Below are 6,512 nucleotides of genomic sequence, written 5' to 3' on the forward strand. Positions count from 1 at the left end.
GCCCAGGTAGGCGGGGGAGTGGCCGAGGCGGTCGACCACGGCGTACACCGCCGTACCGGCCAGCGAGGTGAACAGCATCGTCAGGCCGCCCGCCAGGACCAGCGGGCGCAGCGCCGGGTGCCCCCACAGGTGGCGGGTGCCCTCGGCGGTCTCCCGCCACCAGCCGGTGCCGGAGGGTACGGGCCGCTCCTCGCGGATCCGCAGCAGGGCGCACATCCCGGCCGCGAGCGCGAAGCTCGCCGCGTCCAGACAGGCCACGGCGGGGCCGCCCCAGGCCGCGTACAGGCCCGCGCCGGTCAGCGGGGCGACGAGTTTCATGCCCTCGGTGACCGCCATCCGCAGTCCGTTGAAGTCGCCGAGCAGGCCGGCGCCGACCACGGTGGTCACCAGCGCCGACTCGGCGGCGTCATACACGGTGCCGACGGCGCCGTACACCAGCAGCACGGCGTACAGCAGCCACACGCGGTCCGGGGAGTCGACGGCGAAGAGCACCGGGAGCAGCGCGGCGAGGCCCAGGTTCAGGCAGATCAGCAGGGGCCTGCGGCGCATCCGGTCGGCGAGCGTGCCGAGTGCCGGTCCGGCGAGCGACGGCGCCCACATCGCGAGCATGCACAGCGCGGCGAGGGCGTCGGAGCCGGTCATGTCCTTCACCCACACCCCGGAGGCCAGCCACAAGGAGGAGGTGCCGAACCCGGACACCACCACGGCCCCCAGGTACAGCCCGGCATCACGGTCCCGCAGCACGCGGAACGCGGTCGGAGAAGTCGTCATGCCCGCCCATCGTGGGCCTAAGGCGGGGGGACGGGGATCGGGAGGATGCCCGGGTCCGGGCGCGGGGAACGGTCCCGGCGGCCCCGTGCGTCTGAGTACCCGGGGAGAGGCGCCCCCGTCCGCCTGAGTGGCCGAGCCGCCCCGCCCGAGCATCCCGGCCGGTCCGCCGCCGGCCGCCGCACCGGTTCACCGACCGCATGACCAGGCCGTACACCAAAGACCAGCCCGGTTCCCGGAGTCCGGTGGCGCCCGCCGCCGCCACGGTGCTGCTGTTCCCGCCCGGCCTCCTCGCCTTCGTCCCCGGCGGGCCGTCCGGCCCGGCACCGACGCCCGCGGCCCGTGCCCTACCCGGTCCTCACGCTCCCCGCCGGGCGAACCGGAACCCGTGTCGCCGCAACTTCCTTTGTCAGAAGCATTGACGGGACATCCGGCCCCTCCTACCTTCAACGCGTCGTACTTCGTACGTCATATATGAGACGCGATATGTGAGATCCGAGAGGGCCGCATGACCTCTGTGCCCACCCCGATCCCGTCCCGCACGCAGTACGTGCTGGACGCGATCAAACACCGCATCCTCACCGGGAAGCTGACGCCCGGTCAGGCGCTGGTCGAAACGGAACTGGCCGCGCAGTTCGGGGTGTCCAAGACCCCGGTGCGCGAGGCGCTGAAGACCCTCGCCGGAACCGGCCTGGTCGTGATGAGCCAGTACAAGGGCGTCACGGTGCGCATGGTGGACGCGGACATGGCGCGCGAGGTCTACGACGTACGGCTGCTGCTGGAGCCGGAGGCCCTGCGCCGGGCCGTGACCCGGGGCGCCTCCCTCGACGCCGCCCGCGACGCGCTGACCCGCGCCGACGACGCCACCGACACCGCCGAACGCTCCCTGACCAACCGGGAGTTCCACCGCGCCCTGTACCTGCCGTGCGGCAACCCGCTGCTCGCCCGGATGCTGGACCAGGTCCGCGACCAGGCCGCCCTCGTCTCCGCCGTGGCCTGGGCCGCCGACCCCTCCTGGGAGCGGGAGGCCGCCGAGCACCGGGAGATCCTGCGGCTCGCCCTGGACGGCGACGCGGACGGGGCCGCGGGAGCCCTGCACGCCCACATCGCGTCCTTCGTCCGCCGGGCGTTCCCCGAGCCCCTCCCCACGGAAGGCGAGCAATGAGCAGCGTGACCTTCGAGGCCCAACGGGCGGCCCTGGCCGACGTGGTGGCCATCCCGGTGACCCCCTTCGCCGCGGACGGCACCGTCGACACCGCCACCCACCGGGCGCTGCTGCGCCGCCTCCTCGACGGCGGCATCACCACCCTCACCCCGAACGGCAACACCGGCGAGTTCTACGCCCTCACCCCCGAGGAGCGCCGGCTGGTCGCCGAGCTCACCGTGGACGAGGCCGGCGACCGCGCCGCGATCCTGGCCGGCGTGGGCCACGACCTGCCCACCGCGATCGCCTCCGCCCGGCACGCCGAGGGCCTGGGCGCCCGGATGGTCATGGTCCACCAGCCGGTGCACCCGTACGTGTCGGCGGCCGGCTGGGTCGACTACCACCGCGCCATCGCCGAGGCCGTCCCCGAGCTGGGTGTGGTGCCCTACATCCGCAACGCGGAGCTGCCCGGCGCCCGGCTCGCCGAACTCGCCGGCCACTGCCCGAACGTCATCGGCGTGAAGTACGCCGTCCCGGACGCCGCCCGGTTCGCGGCCTTCGCCCGGGACGCCGGCCTGGACCGCTTCGTCTGGGTGGCCGGACTCGCCGAACCGTACGCCCCCTCCTACTTCTCCGCCGGCGCCACCGGCTTCACCTCCGGGCTCGTCAACGTCGCCCCGGCCGTCTCCCGGAACATGCTGGACGCGCTGCGCGCCGGCGACTACCCGGCCGCCATGAAGGTCTGGGAGCAGATCCGCCGCTTCGAGGAACTGCGCGCCGCGCACGGCAGCGCCAACAACGTCACCGTCGTCAAGGAGGCCCTCGCCGCGCTCGGCCTGTGCCGCCGGGACGTCCGCCCGCCCAGCAGGCCGCTGCCCGAGGACGAGCGCGCCGAGGTCGCCGCCATCGCCGCCGGATGGTCCATATGAACGCGACCCCCAAGCGCCCCGGGGAACTGCGCAGCCACCAGTGGTACGGCACCGACGGGCTGCGCTCCTTCAGCCACCGCGCCCGCACCCGCCAGCTCGGCTACCTGCCCGAGGAGCACCTGGGCAAGCCGGTCATCGCCATCCTCAACACCTGGTCGGACATCAACCCCTGCCACGTCCACCTGCGCGACCGCGCCCAGGCCGTCAAGCGCGGGGTGTGGCAGGCGGGCGGCTTCCCCCTGGAGTTCCCGGTCGCCACGCTCAGCGAGACCTTCCAGAAGCCGACCCCCATGCTCTACCGCAACCTGCTCGCCATGGAGACCGAGGAGCTGCTGCGCTCCTACCCGGTCGACGGCGCCGTGCTCATGGGCGGCTGCGACAAGTCCACGCCCGCGCTGCTGATGGGCGCGGCCTCCGCCGACGTCCCCGCCGTGTTCGTGCCGGCCGGTCCGATGCTCCCGGGCCACTGGCGCGGCGAGGTCCTCGGCTCGGGCACCGACATGTGGAAGTACTGGGACGACAAGCGGGCCGGTCTCATCGGCGACTGCGAGCTGGCCGAGCTGGAGAGCGGCCTGGCCCGCTCGCCCGGCCACTGCATGACGATGGGCACGGCGTCCACGCTCACCGCGGCGGCCGAGGCGCTGGGGGTGACCGTGCCGGGCGCGTCCAGCATCCCGGCGGTGGACTCCGGGCACGACCGGATGGCGGCGCGGGCGGGCATGACCGCCGTGGAACTCGTCCACCAAGGCCGCAGGCTGTCCCGCATCCTCACCCGGGAGGCCTTCGAGGACGCCGTCACCACCGTGCTCGGCCTCGGCGGCTCCACCAACGCGGTGATCCACCTCATCGCCATGGCCGGCCGGGCCGGGGTCCGGCTCACCCTGGACGACTTCGACCGCATCGCCCGCACCGTCCCGGTCCTCGCCAACGTCCGCCCCGGCGGGCGGAAGTACCTGATGGAGGACTTCCACTTCGCCGGCGGCCTGCCCGGCTTCCTGTCCCGGATCACCGACCTGCTCCACCTGGACCGGCCCACGGTGTGCCACGACACCCTGCGCGAGCAGCTCGCCGGCGCCCGGGTCCACGACGACGACGTCATCCGCACCCGGGACAACCCGGTCGCGAGCGAGGGCGGGGTCGCGGTGCTGCGCGGCAACCTCTGCCCGGACGGCGCGGTCATCAAGCACATCGCCGCCGAGCCGCACCTGCTCGAGCACACCGGCCCGGCCGTCGTCTTCGACGACTACAAGACCATGCAGCGCACCATCAACGACCCCGCGCTCGGCATCACCGCCGACAGCGTCCTGGTGCTGCGCAACGCCGGTCCCAAGGGCGGCCCGGGCATGCCCGAGTACGGCATGCTGCCGATCCCGGACCACCTGCTGAAGCAGGGCGTGCGGGACATGGTCCGGATCTCGGACGCCCGGATGAGCGGCACGAGTTACGGCGCGTGCGTGCTGCACGTGGCCCCCGAGTCCTACGTCGGCGGCCCGCTGGCCCTGGTGCGCACCGGTGACCTCATCACGCTCGACGTCGCGGCGCGCACCCTGCGGCTCGAGGTGGACGACGCCGAACTGGAGCGCCGCAGGGCCGAGTGGGCCCCGCCGCCCGTGCGCTACGAACGCGGCTACGGCGCGCTCTACAGCGAGCAGATCACCCAGGCGGACACCGGCTGCGACTTCGAGTTCCTCGCCCGGCCGGGCACGGTGCGGGACCCGTACGCGGGCTGAACCGCACGCGATCACGGCCCCGTACGGCCGAGATCCCGAACACCGATCGGAAAGCGCTTCACCGAGAACGGAGAACAGTCATGGCCCAAGCCGCAGCCGTGGCGAAGCCGCCCGCGCCACCGAGGCGGCGCCGTGCCTCCGCCACCCCGCGCAGGCTGCCGTATCTGCTGATCGCCCCGGCGGTCCTGCTGATGGTGGGATTCATCGCCTACCCGGTGCTCAGCGTCTTCTACTACAGCCTGCGCAACTACAACCCCACCAAGCCCTGGCGGAACGGATTCGCGGGCCTGGACAACTTCACCCGGGCCTTCGCCCACGACCCGCAGTTCTGGGACACCCTGACCTTCAGCGCCAAGTGGGTCGTGGTGGAAGTCGCGTTGCAGCTGCTGTTCGGGCTCGCCCTGGCCCTCATCGTCAACCAGACCTTCGTGGGCCGGGCGGTGGGCCGCGCGCTCGTCTTCTCCCCCTGGGCGGTCTCCGGCGTGCTGACCTCCGCGATCTGGGTGCTGCTCTACAACTCCCAGACCGGCATCAGCCGTTACCTCGCCGACGCGGGGCTCGGCTCGTACGGCACCAGCTGGCTGTCGGACACCTCCACGGTGTTCCCGGCGGCGGTGGTCGCCGACCTGTGGCGCGGGGTGCCGTTCTTCGCGATCCTCATCCTCGCCGACCTCCAGTCCGTCTCCAAGGACCTGTACGAGGCCGCCGAGGTCGACGGGGCGAGCCGGTTCAAGCAGTTCCGGCACATCACCCTGCCCCACCTGAAGGACGCCATCGTCCTGTCCACGCTGCTGCGCGCGGTGTGGGAGTTCAACAACGTCGACCTCCTCTACACCCTGACCGGCGGCGGCCCGGCCGGCGAGACCACCACCCTGCCGCTGTACATCGCCAACACATCCGTCGACGCCCACAACTTCGGCTACGCCTCCGCCCTCACCACGGTGGCGTTCGTGATCCTGCTCTTCTGCTCGATCGTCTACCTGCGGCTGAGCAAGTTCGGAGGTGAGTCCAGGTGATCACCGAGATCGCCCCCGCTCCCGAGCGCGTGGCGGCCGAGCCCGCCCGGCCCGGCCGAAAGCGCCGCGCCTGGGACCAGGTCCCGCGCTGGCAGATCTACCTCCCGCTGACCGTCTACCTGCTGTTCACCCTGATCCCCTTCTACTGGATCCTGCTCTTCGCGCTCCGCCCGGCCGGCTCCACCTCCCTGGTGCCCTGGCCGATGACCTTCGAGCACTTCGAGAAGGTGTGGACCGAACGCAGCTTCGGCACCTACTTCACCAACAGCGTCTACGTCGGCCTGGCCACCCTCGTGCTCACCACCGTCGTCGCGCTGGCCGGCGGCTACGCGCTGGCCCGCTTCGACTTCCGGCTCAAGCGCGGCTTCATGCTGGCGCTGCTGTGCTCGCAGTTCGTGCCCGGCGCGCTGCTGCTGGTGCCGCTGTTCCAGATCTTCGCGAACCTGCAGATGATCAACTCGCTGGGCAGCGTGGTCATCGCCGAGACCGTCTTCCAGCTGCCGCTGTCGATGATCCTGATCAGCGGGTTCATCCGGAACGTGCCCTACTCCCTGGAAGAGGCCGCCTGGGTGGACGGCTGCAACCGTCTGACCGGCTTCCGGATCGTGGTGCTGCCGCTGCTGCGGCCCGGGCTGATCGCCGTCGGCTCCTTCGCCTTCGTACACGCCTGGAACCACTTCCTGTTCGCCCTGATGTTCCTCTCCGACCAGGGCAAGCAGACCATCCCGGTCGGCCTGAACACCCTGATGAGCGCCGACAGCGTCGACCTGGGCGCCCTGGCGGCCGGCGGCATCATCGCGGCCGTGCCCGTGGTGATCGTCTTCGCCTTCATCCAGAAGTGGCTGATCACCGGCTTCAGCGCGGGGGCGGTGAAGGGATGAGGCGCCGGCACCTGCCCCCGGTGACGGCCCTGGCAGGCCTGTTC

6 protein-coding genes are annotated in these 6,512 nt (G+C 72.1%); 5 read left to right on the forward strand and 1 reads right to left on the reverse strand.

The genetic code is table 11. From position 1 onward, the window contains the following. Positions 1-771, reverse strand: a 771-nt coding sequence (locus H5J33_RS19400) for an MFS transporter (RefSeq protein ID WP_181796195.1), incomplete at its 3' end; no start/stop codon positions are given. A gap of 505 nt (positions 772-1,276) precedes the next feature. Between H5J33_RS19400 and H5J33_RS19405 the strand changes: the two genes are divergently transcribed. From H5J33_RS19405 to H5J33_RS19425, 5 genes are all read left to right on the forward strand, one after another. Then, positions 1,277-1,933 (forward strand): GntR family transcriptional regulator, encoded by a 657-nt coding sequence (locus tag H5J33_RS19405; RefSeq protein ID WP_181796196.1) that lies wholly within the window; start codon positions 1,277-1,279, stop codon positions 1,931-1,933. Further along, positions 1,930-2,841 (forward strand): dihydrodipicolinate synthase family protein, encoded by a 912-nt coding sequence (locus tag H5J33_RS19410; protein ID WP_181796197.1) that lies wholly within the window; start codon positions 1,930-1,932, stop codon positions 2,839-2,841. Before H5J33_RS19405 ends, H5J33_RS19410 begins: the two co-directional genes overlap by 4 nt. Further along, a complete protein-coding gene (gene araD / locus H5J33_RS19415) occupies positions 2,838-4,571 on the forward strand; it encodes an L-arabinonate dehydratase (protein WP_399552876.1) in 1,734 nt (577 codons plus the stop codon). The genes H5J33_RS19410 and araD overlap by 4 nt, the downstream gene beginning before the upstream one ends. A gap of 80 nt (positions 4,572-4,651) precedes the next feature. Further along, positions 4,652-5,587 (forward strand): carbohydrate ABC transporter permease, encoded by a 936-nt coding sequence (locus H5J33_RS19420; protein WP_181796199.1) that lies wholly within the window; start codon positions 4,652-4,654, stop codon positions 5,585-5,587. Then, entirely contained in the window at positions 5,584-6,468 is an 885-nt protein-coding gene (locus H5J33_RS19425; protein WP_181796200.1) for a carbohydrate ABC transporter permease, read from the forward strand. Before H5J33_RS19420 ends, H5J33_RS19425 begins: the two co-directional genes overlap by 4 nt. Positions 6,469-6,512 lie beyond the last annotated feature (44 nt).

This window comes from Streptomyces sp. WELS2, assembly GCF_013870595.1.
Lineage (GTDB): Bacteria > Actinomycetota > Actinomycetes > Streptomycetales > Streptomycetaceae > Streptomyces.